Annotated in this window: 16 protein-coding genes; 7 read left to right on the top strand and 9 right to left on the bottom strand. The window is 46.1% G+C overall.

The genetic code is table 11. The features are described from left to right. Positions 1-3: 3 nt before the first annotated feature. Genes MHH89_RS16900 through MHH89_RS16890 form a run of 3 tightly spaced genes read left to right on the top strand, consistent with a single transcriptional unit; the run spans position 4 to position 2,369 of the window. Positions 4-579 carry a class I SAM-dependent methyltransferase gene (locus MHH89_RS16900; RefSeq protein ID WP_076141519.1) on the top strand — a complete coding sequence of 192 codons (576 nt, stop codon included), beginning with the start codon at positions 4-6 and terminating at the stop codon, positions 577-579. A 33-nt stretch (positions 580-612) separates the two neighbouring features. Next, positions 613-1,335 carry a glycosyltransferase family 2 protein gene (locus MHH89_RS16895; RefSeq protein WP_076141520.1) on the top strand — a complete coding sequence of 241 codons (723 nt, stop codon included), beginning with the start codon at positions 613-615 and terminating at the stop codon, positions 1,333-1,335. Further along, complete coding sequence (locus MHH89_RS16890) at positions 1,332-2,369, top strand: glycosyltransferase family 4 protein (RefSeq protein WP_076281924.1); 1,038 nt, start codon at positions 1,332-1,334, stop codon at positions 2,367-2,369. The genes MHH89_RS16895 and MHH89_RS16890 overlap by 4 nt, the downstream gene beginning before the upstream one ends. Positions 2,370-2,445: 76 nt before the next feature. Here MHH89_RS16890 and MHH89_RS16885 read toward each other — a convergent pair whose 3' ends face one another. Next, entirely contained in the window at positions 2,446-3,513 is a 1,068-nt protein-coding gene (locus MHH89_RS16885) for a glycosyltransferase family 4 protein (protein ID WP_076195135.1), read from the bottom strand. Positions 3,514-3,714: 201 nt separating this feature from the next. On the opposite strand from MHH89_RS16885, the gene MHH89_RS16880 reads away from it, so the two are divergent. After that, on the top strand, positions 3,715-4,743 hold the full coding sequence (locus tag MHH89_RS16880) for a YhcN/YlaJ family sporulation lipoprotein (RefSeq protein ID WP_341087662.1): 1,029 nt from the start codon (positions 3,715-3,717) through the stop codon (positions 4,741-4,743). A gap of 81 nt (positions 4,744-4,824) precedes the next feature. On the opposite strand, the gene nagA is transcribed toward MHH89_RS16880, so the two are convergent. From nagA to MHH89_RS16840, 8 genes are all read right to left on the bottom strand, one after another. Beyond that, positions 4,825-6,009, bottom strand: a complete 1,185-nt coding sequence (gene nagA, locus MHH89_RS16875; protein ID WP_076130422.1) for an N-acetylglucosamine-6-phosphate deacetylase — start codon at positions 6,007-6,009, stop codon at positions 4,825-4,827. Further along, complete coding sequence (gene nagB, locus MHH89_RS16870) at positions 5,997-6,725, bottom strand: glucosamine-6-phosphate deaminase (RefSeq protein ID WP_076130421.1); 729 nt, start codon at positions 6,723-6,725, stop codon at positions 5,997-5,999. The genes nagA and nagB overlap by 13 nt, the downstream gene beginning before the upstream one ends. Then, positions 6,725-7,603, bottom strand: a complete 879-nt coding sequence (locus MHH89_RS16865; RefSeq protein ID WP_076219325.1) for a MurR/RpiR family transcriptional regulator — start codon at positions 7,601-7,603, stop codon at positions 6,725-6,727. The genes nagB and MHH89_RS16865 overlap by 1 nt, the downstream gene beginning before the upstream one ends. Positions 7,604-7,830: 227 nt before the next feature. After that, positions 7,831-8,811: a LacI family DNA-binding transcriptional regulator gene (locus tag MHH89_RS16860; protein WP_340394570.1), complete on the bottom strand. Its 981-nt coding sequence runs from the start codon at positions 8,809-8,811 to the stop codon at positions 7,831-7,833. Between the two features lie 194 nt (positions 8,812-9,005). After that, positions 9,006-10,595, bottom strand: a complete 1,590-nt coding sequence (locus MHH89_RS16855; protein ID WP_341087659.1) for an FTR1 family iron permease — start codon at positions 10,593-10,595, stop codon at positions 9,006-9,008. Positions 10,596-10,847: 252 nt separating this feature from the next. Then, positions 10,848-12,185: an iron uptake transporter deferrochelatase/peroxidase subunit gene (gene efeB, locus MHH89_RS16850; RefSeq protein WP_076281922.1), complete on the bottom strand. Its 1,338-nt coding sequence runs from the start codon at positions 12,183-12,185 to the stop codon at positions 10,848-10,850. A 5-nt stretch (positions 12,186-12,190) separates the two neighbouring features. Continuing rightward, positions 12,191-13,078, bottom strand: coding sequence for an iron uptake system protein EfeO (gene efeO, locus MHH89_RS16845; RefSeq protein WP_076310376.1), 888 nt, complete (start codon positions 13,076-13,078; stop codon positions 12,191-12,193). A 932-nt stretch (positions 13,079-14,010) separates the two neighbouring features. Further along, entirely contained in the window at positions 14,011-14,178 is a 168-nt protein-coding gene (locus MHH89_RS16840) for a hypothetical protein (protein WP_169744806.1), read from the bottom strand. Positions 14,179-14,393: 215 nt separating this feature from the next. Here MHH89_RS16840 and MHH89_RS16835 point away from each other — a divergent pair, with 215 nt between their 5' ends. The 3 genes from MHH89_RS16835 to MHH89_RS16825 all read left to right on the top strand — a co-directional run bounded on the left by MHH89_RS16835 (position 14,394) and on the right by MHH89_RS16825 (position 16,766). Then, positions 14,394-14,618, top strand: a complete 225-nt coding sequence (locus MHH89_RS16835; protein WP_019908812.1) for a helix-turn-helix domain-containing protein — start codon at positions 14,394-14,396, stop codon at positions 14,616-14,618. A gap of 166 nt (positions 14,619-14,784) precedes the next feature. After that, entirely contained in the window at positions 14,785-15,546 is a 762-nt protein-coding gene (locus tag MHH89_RS16830; protein WP_076130854.1) for a SagB/ThcOx family dehydrogenase, read from the top strand. Between the two features lie 200 nt (positions 15,547-15,746). After that, positions 15,747-16,766 carry a helix-turn-helix transcriptional regulator gene (locus MHH89_RS16825; RefSeq protein WP_179086330.1) on the top strand — a complete coding sequence of 340 codons (1,020 nt, stop codon included), beginning with the start codon at positions 15,747-15,749 and terminating at the stop codon, positions 16,764-16,766. The last annotated feature ends 153 nt before the right edge of the window (positions 16,767-16,919 follow it).

The following is a 16,919-nucleotide window of genomic DNA, read 5'->3' as shown; positions in this document are numbered from 1 at the left end:
GTAATGTACCGGGAAATTGAAGTGAATGACTTTCTGCCAGTCTTACTGGAACAGTTGAAATTCTGCCAGAGTATTCTGGATATCGGCAGCGGCACCGGTACCCTACTTGAACGATATGAAGCCGCAGTAGTGCTTGGATTAGAAATTCACAGGCCGTACCTGCTGCATCGTCAATATAAGTCACCTCATATTATTCCGGTACATGCAGATGCCAGTCATATGGATAAATTATTCCTCCCCAAAACATTTTCAGCGGTTACCTTTATTGATTCAATAGAGCACTTTAATAAAAATGAAGCGAAGACTCTGCTCGGGATGGCCGAAAGAATCGCCAATAACCGAGTAGTTGTATTTACCCCTCGGGGCTTTTTTCCACAGGAGGGTATGGATCATTATCATTTGCAGGGAGAGTATTTTCAAAAGCATCGGAGCGGATGGGAGCCGGAGGATTTTATTGCACTTGGGTATGAGGTAACGGTACTTAAAGGTTTCCATCATGCCCAAAACCCATCGTTTCGTGAAGCATTCGGGGAGGGCCATGCACCAGTAGATGCCCTGCTTGCTTGTAAAACAGTATAAAAGTTGAGCTCCGGGTGAAGGAGGTGAGCGCGTATGAGTGAAGAACCTAAAGTATCGGTGATCATCCCATTTTATAACTGTTCGTATGTGGATCTCGCCATCCAAAGTGTCTTGGATCAAAGCTATCCGAATATAGAACTTATTGTAGTCGATGACGGTTCTACCCTATGGCTGGAGAAGTTGGCCCCCTTCCGTGACAGAATCATTTATATACAAAAGAGTAATGGAGGGACGGCTTCTGCTTTGAACAAAGGGATAGAAGTGGCTACCGGAACGTATTTTGCCTGGCTCAGTGCAGATGATCAATTTCACCCGGATAAAATCAAAAACCAAATAGAAAAGCTCAAAAGTACGGGTACTTTGTTTAACTATACAGCCTATTATTATATAAATGAGCAGGGAGAACGGATCTCAGATACGGTAAGTATGCTTTTTAGCAGCAGAGCCCATTTTATTGAGACTATGATGTTGGGTTGTCCGGTGAATGGGAGTACAGTTCTTCTTCATATGGATATATTTCGTGCTGTAGGAACGTTCGATGAAATGTTGTTATATACTCAAGACTATGATTTATGGCTGCGTATTTTACCGCATTTTAGCTGGTCTTATATTGAGTATCCGCAGCTTGATTATCGAGTGCATCAAGAGATGGGCTCAGTGATTTATAGTGAGGCGCAGAAAAGAGAGATAGAACAGGTACAAGCAAACCATCATGGGGTTCTATCGCATCTGCTGCTAAAGGAGAGAGGGGAATGAAATTAATATTTCCTGTTCTAACTCTATCTAGGGGCGGAGCACAACGGATGCTGGCAGAACTGGCTAATCGTCTGTCAGAGATCGGTCATGAAATTACGATCCTCTTGCCCAGCGATGGTGTCGTTGAATACGAGATAAATTGTGAATTGCGTTATGCGGCAGATGGTGATTTGTCGGCCAGCGATTTTCCAGTGGGGGACGTGATTGTCTCCAACTTTTATACCACAGTCGAGGTATCGCAGCACGCAAGTAATGAGGGGAAAGGGATTCATATTCGTTTAGCGCTTTGCTACGAGCCCACTTTTTTACCTGACAATAGCCGCTCTTTTGCATCCTATAGTTTAACCAGCAATCTGCTTGTACTATCCCGTTGGCAGCAAGAAATCGTCCAGATGAATCATGGGATTAAGGGGACAATCGTGCCCATTGGTGTGAATCCTGTTTTTAGAAATTTGAACATTCGTGAACCTGAAAATAAGCTTGTAGTTTCCGCGGTTATGCGAAAGCCAGAGGGTGGATTCTCAGGCCATCGTGAACAAGACTATTTGCTTGAACAGTTAAATCGGGTCAGAAGACTTCATCCAGAAGTTGAACTTTATTTGATCATTCCTCCTGGTGAATTTGCTGAGTCGACTACCCTGCAAACTTTATTAGCGGACGAACGATATCATATAAGGACTCCTGCAAATGATACTGAGCTTTGTTACCATTATAGTGAGAGCGATATTTTTGTAAGCTCAAGTACGTATGATACGGGATCGCTACCAGGCATCGAGGCTATGCGTTGTGGAGCAGCGCTCGTTACTGTTTACTCCGGTGGAAATATGGAATATGGCAGGCATGGCCATAACTGCTTAATGTCCTACCGGTTTGAGAATCGGCTCGCGGATGATATCATAACCTTAATTAAAGACCCGGATTTACGCCAGCGGCTGGCTCGTAAGGGGGAGCAGGATTCACAGCATTTCACTTGGGAAAAAAGCACACAATTGTTTCAGAATGCACTGTTTGAGATCGTAGCGAGGAACTCTTAATAATATGTCCTTAAAATATAAAAAACCTTCAATACCACGTAAGAAGTGGCTTGAAGGTTTTTTTGCATGATATCGGTTAGAAGATGGCATAGGAATTCATCATTTCACGAAAAGATTGCGCATACTTCTCGGTTCCGAAGCGTGAGACCATATATCCTCTTCCTTGCTGGCGGAGACCCTCTCGCAGAGGAATATTGTTCATAAGCTCCAGTCCTTCGTTGACGGCAGTTGGAATATTGCCAAGCGGGTAAAATTTACCCGTGACATTATGAACAATAAAGGATCTGACACCATCGGAATCTGTACTAAGTACTGGACAAGTGCAGCAAATCGCTTCGGCAACAGCATATCCAAATCCTTCTGTAATGGAGGTAGCTAACAGGAATCCACCCGAATTAGCGATCGAGGAATAATAAATGGGCATTACATGATTAGGAATATTGGTAAAAGTACTTAGACGATCATTCAGTCCTAGGGCGCGTAGCTCCTCCTGAAAGGATTGTTTCTGATCCTCTGCGGCTAAATTAGGATCATGGAACATCCACAAATGAATATCTGGTTTATAAAGGCGAATTTCATGGGCGATTCTCAAATATTCCCGCCAATTTTTATTGCTCTCTAGCCGGCCTACCCAAGCGATAACCGGATTAGCGGGAGGTTCAGCAGGGATATGCTGAAAGGACTGGACATCAACAATATTCGGAATTACATAACGATGCAGCCAGGGACAGATTTCAATAAACAGCTCCAATAAATGATCGGTTGGCGGGATTAGTACCGCATTACAATAAGAACGTAAATAAGGGACGGCATCTCTGATCAGAGTTTCCGCATGACTGCGTTTTCCAAGGCCTTGAGATTCGTATATCATAATACCGCGGTAACCAAGTTCACGCAGACGTTTCAGTAATAAATAATCAGATGTAACAATAATGGCATCGTAATTATGGGTCTCCAGCAAATTTTTAATTTCTTCATCTGAAGATGAGACAAATACCGGAAAATTGGTCGTATTCTGGCCTGAACCCGGCATTAGATATAAAACATGGCATTCGATCCCACTTCGCTGGAGACTTTCACATCGCAGCTTATTTAATGTCTCCACCCCGCCACTCGGTACATAAAACGTAAATAGAACTTTCATGCACAAGCCTCCTGACTTTTGCGGAGTAATACCGACTTGTTGAGATATGGCTTACTGTTTATAAGATACGCCGATCTGCACTCGCGGGTGACGGTCAAAGCGGCATAGTTCCAAATCCTTTCAGGATAGCTTGTTCTTCAGAAGGTCATCCTAACGATCGTACACTGCACACATACAACATTAGAGATGGAGGATGAATTCATGTTGCGATCCAAGATCAGTATGTCAGTCTCAGCTGCATTGCTTCTCGGCTTGGTGAGTATTACAGGGTGTGGAACCAATACGGCAGAAAAATCGAATGTGCAAACCAATAGTGTCCGGGGAGTAAATGATGGGCGTATTGGTGTGAATTCCGTACGCGGTGGCACGCATAACATCACTAAGATGGAAGTTAGTCAGGAGCTTGCAGACCGGATTGCTGCAATGCCTGAAGTCCGCTCAGCGAATGTAATGCTTGCAGGAAAAAGCGCGTATGTAGCAGTAACTTTAAATGATGCAACTGCTGGCCTGCGTGCCAAAGGGACTCCATCGTATCGGGCAAAATCCTCAACCACTCCTCACAATTACGGACCGACTGGCGTAATGTCTGGTACAGGAAGAGTGAAAATTGGCCGTGATGGAATGAATGATACTGGAGCCGTAACCAATGGTATGAACGGAGCCTTAAAAGGTACTGTAAATACAGTTCCTGGTACAACAAGTACTGGACCGGCAACCAGAAATGGAATCAATGGCATGGGTAATTTGGGAGCGGATATGTTGGGAACAGGAACAGGTACAGGTACTATGGGAACAGGTACGACAAGAAACCATACTTATAATAATGGTCCTCTTCTGAACAGCAATGGCTCGAAACATGATGTAGATATGGGGATGGGAAAAGGTATGGGAACTGGAATGGGCATGCGCAGTACCACTCCTAGTACCCATGATACGAATTACAGAAGTAATTCGACGCATATGTACAACACCAATAGCACGAGTAACACAAATAACACCATAAATACAAGAGAAACAGAAACAGTTACCAAAGCAATTAAAGATAAAATTGCTGCGGAAGTTAAAAAACATGATGCGAGAATTAAGGATGTATACGTATCAGCAAATCCTGACTTCGTGGAACGCGCCAATGTTTATGCTGAAGAGGCTCGTGCCGGTCATCCGATAAAAGGATTTGTGGATGAATTCCGCACCATGGTTGAACGAATTTTCCCAACTCGTAATTATTAATGATTTTTGTGATCTAAATAAAAAAGCAACAATCTCACCATCTGGAGAGAATTGTTGCTTTTTTGTTTGGAGCTAATTTTATTAAGTGGTGATTGGACGTCCGCCGATCCATACGCCGCGAATATTAAATTCAGCATCAAGGCGTAGGATATCGCCGCGTTTTCCAGCCTCCAAGGAGCCAATGCTTCGTTCCATTCCAATGGACGCCGCTGGCGTAAGGCTTGCAGCGCGGGAGGCCTCTTCCAAGGTGAGTCCTACCTCTTGGATCAGATAACGGAAGCCGCGAATCATCGTTAGTGTGCTTCCAGCTAGAGCAGCGGGATTATCTTTAAGGGTAGCGATGCCATCTTGAACGAGTACAGGTAAATCACCGATTGTATATTCACCATCACTAAGTCCAGTTGCAGACATGGCATCAGTAATCAGTAATAAATTGTTCTCTTTCTTGAGACGGGTCAATATAGAAATGGCTGCGGGATGAACATGAATCCCGTCGGCTATAATCTCTGCGCGAATGCGCTTATCGAACAAAATAGCTCCAGCCGCTCCAGGCTTACGGTGATGTAGGGGTGTCATCGCATTGAACATATGCACGGCTTGGTTAAGTCCAGCATCTGCTGCGGCAATAACCTCTTCAAAGGAGGCATCCGTATGCCCGAGCGCTGCAGTTATACCGTGCTTGCGCAGCCAGAGAATAGCTTCGAGGGCACCTTCACGTTCCGGAGCAAGCGTGACTTGCCGGATCATTCCTGGATAATCGTTCTCCCATTGTGCTAGCCACTCAATATTGGCAGGAACAATATGCTCTGGATTTTGTGCGCCGGACCATTTCGGGCTGATGAAGGGTCCTTCCAAATGCATGCCTGCGATTTGTGTGTAAGGCATTTCAGCAGCGCGATAAGCGCTGACTTCGGAGAATACTTGGTCAATAGCAGACTTGGAAGCGGTCATGGTTGTAGCCAGCATTGTTGTTGTTCCTTGGGAACTATGGAACTTAGTGATGGCATTCAGCGATTCAGTATCACTGTACATAAAGTCGTGGCCAGCTCCACCATGAACATGTACATCTACAAATCCGGGGATCAGAAGATCCGTTGCTTGACCACTGGCAGGCCAATGCGCGTAACGCTCTGGAAGCCAAGCCGCATCTCCAGCATAGTGGATCTGCTCTCCAGATACGGCAATCACACCGTGCTCAATTAAACCTTGGGGAGTCAGTACCTTACCGAACAGCAACTGTTCTAGTTCTTTATTTATTTCAGCCATTTGCCTGCTCCTTCATCTACGAGAACGATTACATTTGGATGGCTCTGCAGCAAAGATGCAGGGCATTGGGTTGTAATCGGGCCTTCAACAGCATTGCGGATGGCTTCAGCTTTGCCGGCACCACGAACTAATAAGAGGATTTGGCGTGCTTTTAGGATGCCTCCAATGCCCATTGTGATCGCTTGCCGAGGGACCTCATCCAAACTGTCAAAGAATCTAGCATTTGCTTCCCGGGTATCTTCAAGCAGGTCGACGACATGGGTTTTGCTGCTGAGGTTAGCATCGGGTTCGTTGAATCCAATGTGGCCGTTGCTGCCAATACCGAGAATCTGCAAGTCAACGGGTCCGTTTTCTTCCAGCATTTTATCGTATGCAAGGCATTCTGCTTCCATATCCGCTGCGTTTCCGTTAGGGATATGTGTCTGTCCTGGATCAATATCTATATGGTTAAATAATTGCTCGTTCATGAAACTGCGATAGCTCTGTGGATGGTCGACAGGCAAGCCGATATACTCATCCAGATTAAAGGAAGTTGCTTTAGAGAAACTCACAAGTCCTTTTTGGTGCATTTCAACCAATTTGGCATAAACCCCAACTGGGGAGCTTCCGGTCGCAAGACCGAGCACGGCTTTAGGATTGCTTTGCAGCAGGCTGGCAATAAGATTCGCACCTGTTTGTACGAAATCTTCATCACTATGGAACTTTAGAATATTCATTAGGATTGTCCTCCTCGTTTGTTTCGGTATTGTTGGACATTGAGATAAGATTGCTCCAGTCTAGGAATAAAATCCCCAAAACGGGTGCTGACCATTCCAGTGAACAAAATATCAATGATGTGAAGCTGAGCTATGCGTGAGGCCATGTCTCCCCGGCGCATGCCTTTCTCCAAAGATGAGGAGAATAGGGGGATATCCGCCAGAGTAGCCAAGGTGCTGCTGCCATAAGAGGTTAGCGCGATAGTGCTTGCTCCGCTAGCCTTCGCACACATCAAGGCATCAATGGTCTCGGGAGTCTCTCCCGAATAGGATACTGCGAACACGACATCACCTTCGGAGAGTGATGAAGCAGAGGTAATCTGCATATGGGAATCAGCAAAAGCAGTACAATTTACGCCTATGCGGATCAGCTTCTGATAGAAATCCTGAGCGACAATGGAAGAGGTCGCCATCCCGTATAGATCAACGCGGCGTGCTTGGCACAATAAATGAACTGCTGCCTGCAATCGCTCCAGATCTAACAGTGAGGTAGTATCCCGGATGGAGGTCAGATGGTTCGTCTGCATCGCTTCCACAATCACGGAGAGTGGGTTGCCGGCTACAATATCTTGATAAGAAGAGCCACCATCCTGCGGCGCGGCATCACTATGAGCAATTTCTGCTGCCAGCTTCACCTTGAAATCCGGAAAGCCTTTAAAATGAAGCACCTTACAGAAACGTGTGATCGTTGCCGGGCTTATTCCGCATTGTTCTGCTAATTCTGTAATGCCCATATGAACGATTTCGCCTGGTGAGGAGAGAATTCGTTCAGCCAGCTTTCGTTCCATTTGAGAGAGCTTGGCCTTCTCATGCTCGAGTGCATGCAGTATTGGGGACATCCATTCATCCACCTCGTTTCAAGGGGTATCGAAATTATTTTTATAATTATTAACTGAATTCAGAAAATTATTTTCATACTTAGGATAAAACAAATTCCATTCGGAAGCAAGGGATAAAAATGAATACTAGAGAGGAATATGCAAAAATAAAAAACGGCCTACTCGCAGAAGGCTGCAAAGTGGACCGTTAAATGATGTAATTACGGAGATATAAGATGAAAGGGATACTATACTGTATTGCGTTCTATAATACGATACTCAAGCTTGCGGTGGACGGGTTGTCCATCATTTCGCTGGATCTGATCATAGATAATCCGAAAAGCGGATATGCCCATTTCAGTTAACTGATTATCTACTGTGGTCAGACCTAACGTTCGGCCGATAGGCTGATCATCAAATCCAATGACGGCCAAATCTTCAGGAATGCGGATACCCTTTTTCCAAGCTTCGATGATTAAACCAGCCGCTATATGATCGCCTGCTGAAATAATCAGGGCATCAGGACGATTCTTCATCTGCAGCAGTTGGTGAAGTACGCGGGCACCGTCCTCTTCGGTCAGACAGTTATAGATCATCCATTCATCATTGTAAGGCTGATCTGTAGCTTCTAGAAAGTCTCTAAAGGCAATTTGGCGGATAGAGCTGCTGCTGCCGTGTGGTCTTCCTTCACAGTAGCCAATATGGCGGTAACCTTTATCATTCAAATATTGAAGGCCACTGCGAAAAGCAGAATAATGCTCAATATATACAGAAGAAAATTGGCGTTCTCCCCTATCCTGACACACCACAATAGGACCATAAGCTGTATATTCTTCAATAGCTTCTGAGCTCATTGTTGAAGAGACCATAACTACACCGTCAATTTCTTTGTTCCGCAGCATCTCAAGCACCTTAATTTCTTCTTCCGTACGATAATCGGTTTGGCAGAGAACGAGCCGGTATTGAGCCAGCAGTGCTTCTTGAGCCAAGCCTGCAATAATGACTGAGAAATAAAATAAGTTGGTATACGGAATAATAACAGCTATAGCTTGAGTCCGCCCAGTGATCAGATGCACGGCGTTCATATTACGCGTGTAGTTTAATTTTTCAATAGTTTTTAGGACTGCGGTTCGTTTGACTTCACTTACATAAGGGTGATTATTGAGCACACGCGAGACTGTTGTCACAGAAACACCAGCCATACGGGCAATTTCTTTAATATTAGCCATTAGAGTACAACAGCCTCCCTTTTGTGCTTGTGTATAGTCATTTTATTTTATCATATTGTCCGCAAATTACCTCCCAAATAAAAAGCTTGCTATGGAATCCATTTCATAAATTAGACTGTAAATGCAAGAGATTACCGGACTAAACCGGCGTAACCACAAGGGCGTGACGGACCGGTGTATCTATTGTATTAAAACTAAGCTGTTCGTGAAGCCTTTGGCGATCTGTTCCGAAACAGCTCCCACACAATAAACAACAAGACAAGCAGCTGTGGAAGCAAGGTTTCCCAAGTGGGATACATGCCAAGCCAGTTAATTGAAGGCAAGCCCTCTTGTACATGTGCAGGAAGTTTGCCGGCAACCTGAAGCGAGTGAATGCTCTCCCCAAGAAAGCGGAATACTAGGTAATAAATCAGAATTGTAGCTGTACGGAAGAAGGCGGCAATCGGTAATTTTGCACTCAAGGCAATAATTGCATAACCTACAATCCCAAGAATAATCAGAGCACATCCAATCCCAAGCAGTAATTGAGACAGCTTGATGGATGGAGCCATGCCCACATAAAAAATTGTAGTTTCTGCACCTTCACGTAAAATAGCAAGCGCTGCAACGGAGGACAGTGACCAAAGGTTTCCTTTGGCCAGCGCGCCATCAACTTGCCTACCCACGTAGTTGTTCCAATTTGCAGTGTTTGATTTGCTATGTAACCAGCGTCCGATTGTGAGCATCATAACTACTGCGACAAGACCAGTAATTCCTTCAATCATCTCCCGTGCTCCCCCGGAAGCTGCCCGAGAAATGGTATAAGTGAGCAAAACAGCCAATCCGATACTTGCGATGAGGCCGACAGCTGCACCGGACCAGATCCATTTTTGCGCTTTGGCGTTCCCATCACGTTTCAGGTAAGCAAGAAGAGCTGACAAGACGAGAATAGCCTCAAGCCCTTCGCGCAAGAGAATCAAAGCGGCATCCCAAGCATTATAAGTGGTTTCACCAGCCAAAGGCGTTAGTTCGCTAAGCATATTGTTCATGATGGTTAAAGCTTGATCCAGTTTAGGCGGATTTGAGAGCAGGTAACCTGTGACAGCCGCACTCTCATTTTCGATATTGTTGTAGACTGTTGGTGAGGCGATCTGGACTTGCCCTTCGGCAGAAGGCCAGGCTACGATGAATTGCTCCATGATGTTAGCCGCTTCTGTGCTGTTATTGTCTTTGGCAGCGGAGGATGCTTTGTTCAGGTAACTGATTAATCCCTCTATAGAAGCTGGTTCACTGAAAGTATCCCCAGCGTCAATGGTTTTGCCTTCACTGTAATCAGCCAGCAGTTGATACAGAGCTTCTGCTTCCGATTTCGCCGATGCCTCGCGAAGCGGTTCAGCCTGCAGCGCAATCCGCAGCAGGCTTATTCGCGTCTCCAGCAGGCTGTAGACGGTGGAATCGTCCGCCCGGATGTTGCGCTCCGCCGGCTTCCATCCGCTGACGATGTCGCGGTACGCTGCCGCTGCCGCGCTCCAGTCGGCGCTGCGCGCCGCATCCCGCGTGCGTTCCGCCGCGGGCAAAAGCTTCGCCGCCGTCTCGCGTCCGGCGGCTCCGGTGTCACCGCCGACCGTGCCGGAGGCGGCGGTGACGTACGCGTCCACGCTTCTCGCGAGCGTGGACAGTGCGGTTTTGGCGGGCTCGCCGCCGCCCGCCGCAAGGGCTTTCGCCGCGTCTGCAAGCGCGGCGTCAACGGCAGCAGCCGGATGGCGAGTGCCGGGTCCGGCGTGCCTGTGTTCGCGGTGCGCCACAGCGCAGCGAACACTTCTACATCGGCCGCGGCCGCGTCCCAGCGGCTCTGGCCGGCTTCGACGAGTGCGCTGCCGACCGGCGGCAGGAGCTCGTCGACCGTGCCATCGCCCTCCGCCCCCGCGGGGCTGGAGAGCAAAAGCATACACAAAAAGCCAAACAGAATCAGCAAGGCAACCTTTGGCATTTGCCGGTTAGGATGCGTAAGAGATAACATCGGGATAATCCCCCTTCAATAATGGACAGCCATAAATTTAGCTTAGTAGTGTTTCCCCGATAAAGCCGCCACTGCGGACACCGGGGAAGCAGGCAAATACAGCGCTGCCGGTGTGAGTCATATATTCGTTCAAAAGATCAGTCTTAGAGAGGCGCTGCTGAATGGCAACGAATTGTTTCATTAAATCACGTTGAAAGCTAATGAATAACAAACCTGCATCAAGCTGGCCCGTGGTGACGTCCAAACCGCTGGAAAAAGAATAGGAGCGGCGCAGCATTTTGACTGTACCGTCACCATGCGCCAATGCGGAATGTGAATTCACTGGAATGACAGGTTTCCCGGAAGCGTCCGCTGCTGAAAGATCCAGATCATCAAATTCATCCTTAGCTCCGAGTGGAGCTCCGGTGTGACGATAACGCCCGAAGGTAGCCTCCTGATCACTTAGCGAAGACCGATCCCAGACTTCAATACGCAGACGTACCCGGCGTACCGCCATATAAGTGCCGCCGCTCATCCAAGAAGGACCGTCACTGCTGCTGTTCCAGACCACTTTGTTCATTTCAGCGTTATCGGTTGTATCGGGATTGCCCGTGCCGTCTTTGAAACCCAAAAGATTGCGTGGCGTAGCCCCCTTGGGATCCGCTGCTCCAGTGCGTTGAAAACCTTCCTGTGTCCAGCGCAGTACAGCAGTCCCCCGGGCGATACGCGCCAGATTACGGATCGCATGGAATGCGACCTGCAGATCATCCGCACAGGCTTGCACGCAAATATCCCCGCCACACCATTTCGGATCAAGATTGTCACCCGCAAATGCCGGAAGATCGGCCAATAGGGCTGGGCGTTTCGAAGCTAAGCCGAATCTTTCATCAAAAAAGGAAGGACCAACACCAAAGGTCAGCGTACACCGTGCAGGGTTTAGCCCGTCCGCTTCCCCGGTGTCTGAGGGTGGAAGATTGGGGTTGTCATTTACGTCACCAATAAGCTCGCCAGTAGTAAGAGCGGCAGCGGCAGTGGTCCATGCTTGCATTATTTTTTTCACATCGGCCAGTTTGGTTGTGGTGAAATCAAAGGCAGCAAAATAAATAAAGTTCTGTGCAGGTGTCAAAATCCCCGCCTGATGGCTCCCATAAAAAGGAATGGAACTGGAATCACCTTCTGCGGTCTTCGTTGGCTCAGCTACAGCATTACGCGCAGCCATAATTCCACCGACACCTCCGCCCCCTAACAAAAGACCAAGGCCAGTGGCGCCAGTAAGCCGCAGCATATCGCGGCGGCTTAATTTTTTACCAAATATAGGCTCATTCTTCGATTGATCATTAAGAGGGGGACTTTCAGGATTACCTGGTACTCCAGTGAACTTGTTATGTTTATTCATGAGGGTCACACTCCTAGAATAGTTCCCATATTGGACAATGGCTCAGCCAAGGCGTCCAAATTCTGACTCAGTTTACGTACTTCATCTTCTTTCAGCTCTTCATAGGAAACATATCCATCTCCGGATTTGAAAGGGGCAAGCTCAGCTTGCAAGGCAGCGAATCGTTCACCAATGGTTTTTTCAAGATCGGCATCTTTTTTAGCTAGTTCTGGTTTTAACAGCTCGTATATCTTTTGCGCACCCTCAACGTTTGCGACGAAATCATACAGGTCTGTGTGCGAGTAACGTTCTTCCTCTCCGGTTACTTTGGAGGAGGAGACCTCGTTTAAAAGCTCAACAGCACCAGTTACGAGCAGATTCGCGTCGATCTCAACGGTCTCAACTTTCGCACGCAGCAGTTGTGCATCCTTCAGCAATTGGTCAGCAACTTCTGTCATGTCTTTAGTTGTATTGTCCTGCCAGAGTGCTTTCTCAAGCTTGTGGAAACCGCGCCATTCTGCCGCATCTACATCATTTTCCCGGGCATCGATATTTGGGTCCAAGTCACCAAGTGCTTCTGCAATAGGCTCAATCCGTTCGTAGTACATGCGGGCAGGAGCGTAGAGCGCCTTAGCCTCATCAATCTTGTCCTCTTTTATAGCGTTGGTGAAACTCTCTGTTTGCTTTACAAATTCATCACATTGCTGGATGACGTATGTGCGATATTGATCTATAGCTGACGTGAAGTCAGCGGTGGCAGTCTCCGGTGTGTTGGTAGCCGCATCAGTCGTCGGTGCGTTGGTGGCTGTAGTGCTGTTGGCAACAGTATTTGTAGAATTGTTGTTATTGGCACATCCAGTGAACAGTATGGAGGCCGCAAGTAGACTTGCAGGCACAGCATAAGTAAATTTCATTAAAAAAACACCCCTTTTTTTATTTCTAAATGATAATCGTTATCAATTATGCTGGACTTATCATAAGTCCGTATACAATTACTGTCAATATAAAAATGTGATGTATCTCATTGTAATAATGGCACGACAAAAAAACTCCCAGGGTCGGGAGTGTGTTTTGTAGTAATGTATCCGATTACAATTGAAAAAGCAGAATAGTAACCGTGCCAGCAAACTTTTGCGCATAAGCAGTAACTAAAGGACCCAGATGACACTAAATGCAGCATTATTCGATATTTGAGCCGCTATCGGACCGCATAGTCTCTATTGGCTTGAAAAGTACCGAATATGAGCCTGTTTCTAAGGAATAGCGTCACTGGAGTCCGAGACTTCGCTCAAAAGGCGATAAATTTGTTAATAACGCCATCTGGGTCCGAAAGCCTCAGTAGGGGCTGATGAATACACTATTGGAGCGGGCAGTCGACCCGGCGAACCATTGCGCGACGCAGCAGTAACCGCCCCAGCAAACTTTTGCGCATACGCAGTAACTAAAGGACTCAGATGACACTACATGCAGCATTATTCGATATTTGAGCCGCTATCGGACCGCATAGTCGCTATTGGTTTGAAAAGTACCCTATATGAGCCTGTTTCTAAGGAATAGCGTCACTGGAGTCCGAAACTTCGCTCAAAAGGCGATAAATTTGTTAATAACGCCATCTGGGTCCGAAAGCCTCAGTTGGGGCTGGTGAATACACTATTGGAGCGGGCAGCCAACAGCCTACAACATAAAGCAGCGATTCCCATTAATGGCGAATCGCTGTTCTAAGTCGTTTACGATGTTTAAATGAAGGGAACCGTCTCATTTATAGTTAATTAAGCTGTTAAAGTGACAGTTCCATTCTTTGAAGGTTTGATCTGCTTAAGAATAAGATCAAGGCGTCATCCGCTTTTTATCGTTCATTATGGGATTCATGATCTGCAGAGGGTTGGTTTTCGAACACTTCTGCAGCTTCCTCTGCAGAAAATTCGGGTTCGAATTTACCTACGAGTGGTAATTTGTTTAATTTCGTTGTTTGTACTTCTGCTTTGGTAGGTTGATTGTTTTTTGAATGGCTCATACATACACCTCCTTTAATAAGGAACAACAAACCGTAGTTTGCCCTGAAAAAAGATGTTCTTATTCATGAAAATTTCAGGATTTTGCATTTGAATGAACTAAGCCCATTTTATAATTGTGACAGCACCATTAACATCAACACTACATAATATGTTTTGACTGTATCCCTTTACCTTGTTATACCAAACAAACCCAGGGCAAGGAGGGGTGACACCATTGAAGGGGAACGAACACCACAGCAAATTTCTGTTGACTCATCGTGAGCGCGAAGTTTTTGAGCTTCTCGTGCAGGACAAAACGACTCGTGATATCGCTGGCTTATTATTTATCAGCGAAAAAACAGTTCGAAACCACATTTCCAATGTAATGCAAAAACTAAACGTTAAAGGCCGTTCACAAGCGGTTGTCGAGCTGATCAAGCTTGGGGAGCTGAAAATATAGCTGGCCATGTCTTCGGAAGTGACGCGTTTAAGCCTTCTTTTGCCCTTCGGGGCAAAGGGAGGTTTTTTGTTTACTCACCAAAATAACTGAAGAGTGAGTTAGATCACCGTATGATTTTTATGGCATGATAAATTAGAGCTATTAAGGTAGTTCAGGAGGATCTGTTATGACCAGATATGAACAACAAAGAAATTTTCTGAAATCCAATTTTCATGAATTCAAACATATCAAAACAGATAAGATCAAGGGAATTGCACAACCGCCAATTGTTAAGCCATTTGATTCAGATTCACTAATTATTGATTTGCCCAAGGTCAGCAAAGACGTTGTGAGTAAAGATAATATTTTTGATTGTATAGATCAAAGAAGAAGTACACGGTTCTATTCTGAGGATACTGTTAGTCTGGAGGAGTTATCCTATTTATTATGGGCTACCCAAGGGATTAGCGGCATGAATAAGAACGGACTTACGCTGCGGACTGTACCCTGCAGTGGGGCGACGCACACCTTTGAAACCTATTTAATGATTATGCGTGTAGAGGGTATTGGGCAAGGGATCTACAGATACCTGCCTGTGGAACATAAGCTCTTATTTATGTTTGAATTAGATCAACTTGAACAAAAGATTGATGCTATTACTTTGGATCAGCCCTTTGTCCCTAACTTTGCCAAAAAGGCTTCTGTATTGTTTGCCTGGAGTACCACACCCTACCGCTCCGAATGGAAGTATGATATTTCTGCTCACAAAAAAATCCTCATCGATGTTGGACATGTCTGCCAGAACCTTTATTTAGCCAGCGAATCCATCGGTGCAGGTGCTTGCGCAATTGGAATCTATGATCAAAAGTTGATAGATGAGATTTTAGAATTAGACGGCGATGAAGAGTTTGTTATCTATCTTGGGGCAGTTGGGAAGAAACGAGAGTAGCTATGAAGGCTAGATACGGCTTCGGAAGTGAGACATATAAGCCTTTTTCACCCTTCGGGGTGGGAAAGGTTTTTTTGATTATAATCCAGTGTATTTGCCCAACTGCTCAGTCTGAACGAAGAGGAAATCGTAATGTTTAATTGATAATCATTCTCATTGCATATATAATTAACCCAAAGTAAGAGGAAGCAGGGATGTGCATGGAGCGAAGCAATGGACTGAAAGAAGCAGAAACGATTGATGCCCATAAGACGCTTACATGTGAAGGGGTGGATTATAATTATCGTTTTGATGGGGCTCATTTTGAGATTAAACCTCCAGTCGAAATAGGGGAAGGCAGTTGCCGCAGCCTGCTTAGCCATGGGTATATCCAGATGACAGATTTTAATCTCTGTTTTAATCGGGATATCGAAGCGAAGGGCAATTTTAGCACTCCGCGTACAGAGCTGGCATTCTGCATGGGGCATGGCATTGAGTGGGGGACCTCGCTGAAATCGGACTATTTTGTTATAGATACAGGAGAAATTGCGCTGTTTCATGGCGGAGTAAGAAGTGAAAACTGCACATACCTGAGTGGAGCGGGGTACCGATTCATCAGCATAGATATGAGCCCTGCACAATTTGAGCGGATGACCAGTGGTCTGACTGAGGATACACGGCTTCGCATCGGAGCTGGTGCGGGTTTGTTTTTTGGAAAAAATAACATCACACCATCCATCCGCTTCATTCTATCGCAGATTGCGGATTGTTCCTATAGCCATGGCATGCGTGAACTTTATCTGGAGGGCAAAATGCTGGAGCTTATGGCGGTCTATCTCAATGAATCTTTATATGAAGCAGACCGGATTCCACGCTCGGTCAAGCTGTCCAGAGAGGATATGGAGAGCCTGCGGCTCGCTAAGGAGATTTTACAGCGTGATTATTTGCACCCGCCGACGCTTGCAGGCCTTTCTCGCATTATATGCCTCAATGAGTTCAAGCTGAAAAAGGGCTTTAAGGAAATGTTTGGTTATACCGTGCATGCCTACGTTATCGAACAACGGATGCAGAGAGCGCAGCAGCTGCTGGAACAAGGGAGTATGACTGTAAGTGAAGCAGCCTCCAGAGTTGGATACGGTAATGTGAGTCATTTCTCGGCAGCCTTCCGCAAAAAGTTCGGTGTGCGTCCAGGAGAATATCTGATCAGCGGCAGGCAGCGCCTCTTCGGTATTAAGTTGTAAGTCCGTATCCTGCACAGATGCTCCTGATTTGGTTAATTATAATCCCTTAAACGGTAGCAATCGTGAACAACGTTCCTATACACTAGTGCACAGAGAATCATTCTCAGTGCACTTTTTTTGCGCGTAATTACCAAGAGTGGGGGAACGGCTGTG

The organism is Paenibacillus sp. FSL H7-0323, assembly GCF_038002725.1.
Lineage (GTDB): Bacteria > Bacillota > Bacilli > Paenibacillales > Paenibacillaceae > Paenibacillus_AQ > Paenibacillus_AQ odorifer.
This window is presented reverse-complemented; position numbering and strand designations above follow the sequence as displayed.

Coding starts and splice junctions, on each gene's coding strand:
- MHH89_RS16890 (WP_076281924.1), top strand. CDS start 1,332: ATGAAATTAATATTTCCTGTTCTAACTCTATCTAGGGGCGGAGCACAA.
- efeB (WP_076281922.1), bottom strand. CDS start 12,185: ATGAATAAACATAACAAGTTCACTGGAGTACCAGGTAATCCTGAAAGT.
- MHH89_RS16865 (WP_076219325.1), bottom strand. CDS start 7,603: ATGTCCCCAATACTGCATGCACTCGAGCATGAGAAGGCCAAGCTCTCT.
- MHH89_RS16825 (WP_179086330.1), top strand. CDS start 15,747: ATGGAGCGAAGCAATGGACTGAAAGAAGCAGAAACGATTGATGCCCAT.
- efeO (WP_076310376.1), bottom strand. CDS start 13,078: ATGAAATTTACTTATGCTGTGCCTGCAAGTCTACTTGCGGCCTCCATA.
- MHH89_RS16880 (WP_341087662.1), top strand. CDS start 3,715: ATGTTGCGATCCAAGATCAGTATGTCAGTCTCAGCTGCATTGCTTCTC.
- MHH89_RS16885 (WP_076195135.1), bottom strand. CDS start 3,513: ATGAAAGTTCTATTTACGTTTTATGTACCGAGTGGCGGGGTGGAGACA.
- MHH89_RS16840 (WP_169744806.1), bottom strand. CDS start 14,178: ATGAGCCATTCAAAAAACAATCAACCTACCAAAGCAGAAGTACAAACA.
- MHH89_RS16830 (WP_076130854.1), top strand. CDS start 14,785: ATGACCAGATATGAACAACAAAGAAATTTTCTGAAATCCAATTTTCAT.
- nagA (WP_076130422.1), bottom strand. CDS start 6,009: ATGGCTGAAATAAATAAAGAACTAGAACAGTTGCTGTTCGGTAAGGTA.
- MHH89_RS16895 (WP_076141520.1), top strand. CDS start 613: ATGAGTGAAGAACCTAAAGTATCGGTGATCATCCCATTTTATAACTGT.
- MHH89_RS16900 (WP_076141519.1), top strand. CDS start 4: ATGTACCGGGAAATTGAAGTGAATGACTTTCTGCCAGTCTTACTGGAA.
- MHH89_RS16860 (WP_340394570.1), bottom strand. CDS start 8,811: ATGGCTAATATTAAAGAAATTGCCCGTATGGCTGGTGTTTCTGTGACA.
- nagB (WP_076130421.1), bottom strand. CDS start 6,725: ATGAATATTCTAAAGTTCCATAGTGATGAAGATTTCGTACAAACAGGT.